Source organism: Nocardiopsis lucentensis DSM 44048 (assembly GCF_000341125.1).
Lineage (GTDB): Bacteria > Actinomycetota > Actinomycetes > Streptosporangiales > Streptosporangiaceae > Nocardiopsis > Nocardiopsis lucentensis.
In genome coordinates this window covers 1-3,019 of the sequence record NZ_ANBC01000020.1, presented here as the reverse complement: position 1 = coordinate 3,019, position 3,019 = coordinate 1, and the positions used below count along the sequence as shown (strand labels likewise).

Sequence of the window (3,019 nt, the reverse complement as noted above, 5' to 3'; positions counted from 1 at the left end):
CACTCCGCCGACAGCGTCCGCTGGCGGCCCGCCAGTCCCATCGGACCGATGCTGCGCACGGTCACCCCGGCCGCGCGGGCGTCGCCGCGTCGGGTCGGGGTCAGCGTGGTTGTCAGACGTCGTCGCTCACCCGCGTCCACCCGCACCGGCATGGTCCGCGGACCCGCGTTCGCGCTCGGCGGCCAGGCGTCGCGCACCCTCCCGCGCAATCCGCGCCGGGTCGGGTTGGTCAGCGTCAGGTACACCGTCGCCGAGTCACCCAACCGCAGAGTCGTGTCCCCCTCCCGGGACAGGCGCATCGCCTTCGGGCTCGCCGCCAGGGCCACGTCCGCCACGAGGAGCGCGATCAGCACGCCCAGCGCGATCGCGGTCACCCAGGCGCCCATGACCCCCGAGATCGCCACCGCGGCCACCGTGAGGGCCGCGAGGACGACCGCCCGTCCGGTGACCGCCATCAGCGCGGCACCGGGACGGAGGCGAGCACACCGTCCAGGATCCCGTCGGTCGTCGCGCCCTCCAGCTCGGCTTCCGGGCGCAGCGAGATCCGGTGTCGCAGAGTGCCCTTGGCCAGCGCCTTCACGTCGTCCGGGGTCACGTAGTCGCGTCCCGTCAGCCATGCCCACGCGCGGCTGGTCCGCAGCAGCGCCGTCGCCCCGCGCGGGGACGCCCCGAGCTGGAGCGAGGGCGACTGGCGGGTCGCCCGGCACAGGTCCACGATGTAACCCAGAACCTCGGGCGCCACCCGGACCCGCTCCACCGCCAACCGGGCGGCGCGCAGCTCGGCGGCCCCGGCGACCGGAGTCACCCCGGCGGCGGTCAGGTCGCCCGGATCGAAACCGGCCGCGTGGCGGCCCAGCATCTCGACCTCGGCCGCGCGCTCCGGCAGCGGGATCGTCACCTTCAACAGGAACCGGTCCAGCTGGGCCTCGGGCAGCGGGTAGGTGCCCTCGTACTCCACCGGGTTCTGCGTCGCGGCGACCATGAACGGCTCCGGCAGCGCCACCGGGTCGCCCTCGACCGTCACCTGCCGTTCCTCCATCGCCTCCAGCAGCGACGCCTGCGTCTTGGGCGGGGTCCGGTTGATCTCGTCGGCCAGCAGCAGGTTGGTGAAGACCGGGCCCCTCATGAACTCGAACTTGGCCGTGTGCTGGTCGTAGACGAGCGAACCCGTCACGTCCCCCGGCATCAGGTCCGGGGTGAACTGCACCCGCTTGTGGTCCAGGGACAGGGCGGCCGACACGGTGCGCACCAGCAGTGTCTTGGCCACGCCCGGCACACCCTCCATCAGGACGTGGCCCCGGCACAGCAGGGCCACGACCAGAGCGGTCACCGTCTCGTCCTGGCCCACGACCGCCTTGCCGACCTCCCGGCGCAGGGCGGTCAGGGCCGCTCTCGCCTCGTCGGCGGAGGGCAGTGCCTCGGATGTGAAGGCGCTCACGCCGTCTACCTCTCTCGATTCCTCGATGGTCTGTCGCGGGGCCCGTTCTGCCCGGGTCACCGCAGCTTCCGGGTGCGTTCGTCCAGTTCGTCGGCGAGCCGGACCAACGACGGGTCATCGGCGGTGAACGGGTCGGGCCGATCGCCGTAGACCACGGCGCGCAGTCGTGCGGGGTCGTCGCCGGTCCGTGCGGCCACGGCCGCCACGACGGCCTCCGGGGAGGCGTCCGGGTCGAGCCCGAGCTTGGGCACCGCCCGCTCCCGGAACCCCCGACGCAGCGCGTCGGCCGCGCGACCCCGTGCACGGCGGGACTGGTACAGCCCGGCGCGGCCCTCGGTGGTCTCCGCGGCACGCACGACGACCGGCAGCGCTTCGGGCACGAGCGCGCCCATCCGGCGTCCGCGCCACACGGCGAGCAGCCCCAGCGCCACGACCAGCGGCACCACCGACCACCGCACCCCCGACGGGAGCAGTTCCCACAGGCTGGAGTCGCCGCCCACCCGGGGGGTGTCCGGTCGCAGCCACACGACCTCGTCCGCGGCCAACAGGTTGAGCGCCAGAGCCGCGTTCCCGTGACCGGCGAGCGCCCCGTTGGTCAGGGGCAGGCCCGTGCCCAGCACCGTGGTCGTCGTCCCGTCCTCGGTCACCTGGAGCAGCGCGTCGCCCGCCGCCGACGGGTAGCAGCCCACGGCCTCGGTGCTCCGGGGGGCGGTGTACAGCTCGCCGCCGACACCGGCCTCGCCCGCCGCGACGGCGCCGGGCAGGTCGCATGCCGGGGCCAGCGCCGCACCGTCGTCGATCCGGCCCGTGACGTCCACCCCCGGAGCGAACTCCGACAGTGCGGACAGCGACGGCTGGACCAACACGGTGTCCACGTCCAGGCCCGCGAGCCGGTCCAGCTCCTCGGGCAGCAGCCGGTGGTCCAGCGAGACCAGTAGGACGACGTCGTCACCGGCACCGGACACGGCGTCCGCCGCGTCGGCCGAGGAACGCGCGATCCGGACCTCGCCGTCCTCCCCCAGAAGACGTACCAGGGCCCGCGTCCCGTCGGGGGAGACGCTCCCCGGTTCCAGGTACCCCTCGGGGAACCGCTCGGCGCCGAGCGAGAGCAGGACCGCGACGACGACGAACGTGGTGAGGAGGATGAGCGGTGTGCGGACCGAGCGCCACAGCCGGGCGATCCCGCCGCCGCCCGGTTCGGCGGACTCCGGGCGGGGGGCCGGGGGCGTGGGGGGCGCGGTCCGGGCGGGGGCGGTCACCGGGCCTCCTCCCCGGCCTGGGCGGGACGGGCCGACTCCAGTCGCGCGTCCAGCTCGCGCAGGACCCGGGCGGCGTCGGCGGTGGCGGGGCGGTCGCCGTAGGCCACGTCGTTGAAGATCCGCGCCCCCTCGGCCAGGCCGTCCGACTCGCCAGACAGGACCGCCGAGGCCTCCGCGGCCAACTCGGTGGCGGTCCGTCCGACGCGGGGCGTGATCACGGCCCGGTCCTCCAGCGCGACGCTGATGGCGCGCATCCGCTCGGTCACCGCGGCGGCGAACTCACCGGCGGCCTCGTGCCGCTCGGCGGCGGCCCGGTGATCGG

General features: G+C 75.1%; 3 protein-coding genes and 1 pseudogene. All 4 read right to left on the bottom strand.

Annotated features, from left to right (window positions below; all coding sequences use genetic code 11):
* Positions 1–455 (bottom strand): annotated as a pseudogene (locus D471_RS0100575) (DUF11 domain-containing protein); the annotation flags it as partial.
* The gene (locus tag D471_RS0100570; RefSeq protein ID WP_017596829.1) at positions 455–1,438 is read right to left on the bottom strand and encodes an AAA family ATPase; all 984 of its coding nucleotides are present in this window, start codon (positions 1,436–1,438) and stop codon (positions 455–457) included. The gene D471_RS0100570 and the pseudogene D471_RS0100575, both read right to left, overlap by 1 nt.
* 56 nt (positions 1,439–1,494) lie before the next feature.
* The gene (locus tag D471_RS0100565) at positions 1,495–2,697 is read right to left on the bottom strand and encodes a DUF4350 domain-containing protein (protein ID WP_017596828.1); all 1,203 of its coding nucleotides are present in this window, start codon (positions 2,695–2,697) and stop codon (positions 1,495–1,497) included.
* Positions 2,694–3,019: DUF4129 domain-containing protein (locus tag D471_RS0100560; RefSeq protein ID WP_017596827.1), on the bottom strand; the 326-nt coding region annotated here is incomplete at its 5' end. The genes D471_RS0100560 and D471_RS0100565, both read right to left, overlap by 4 nt.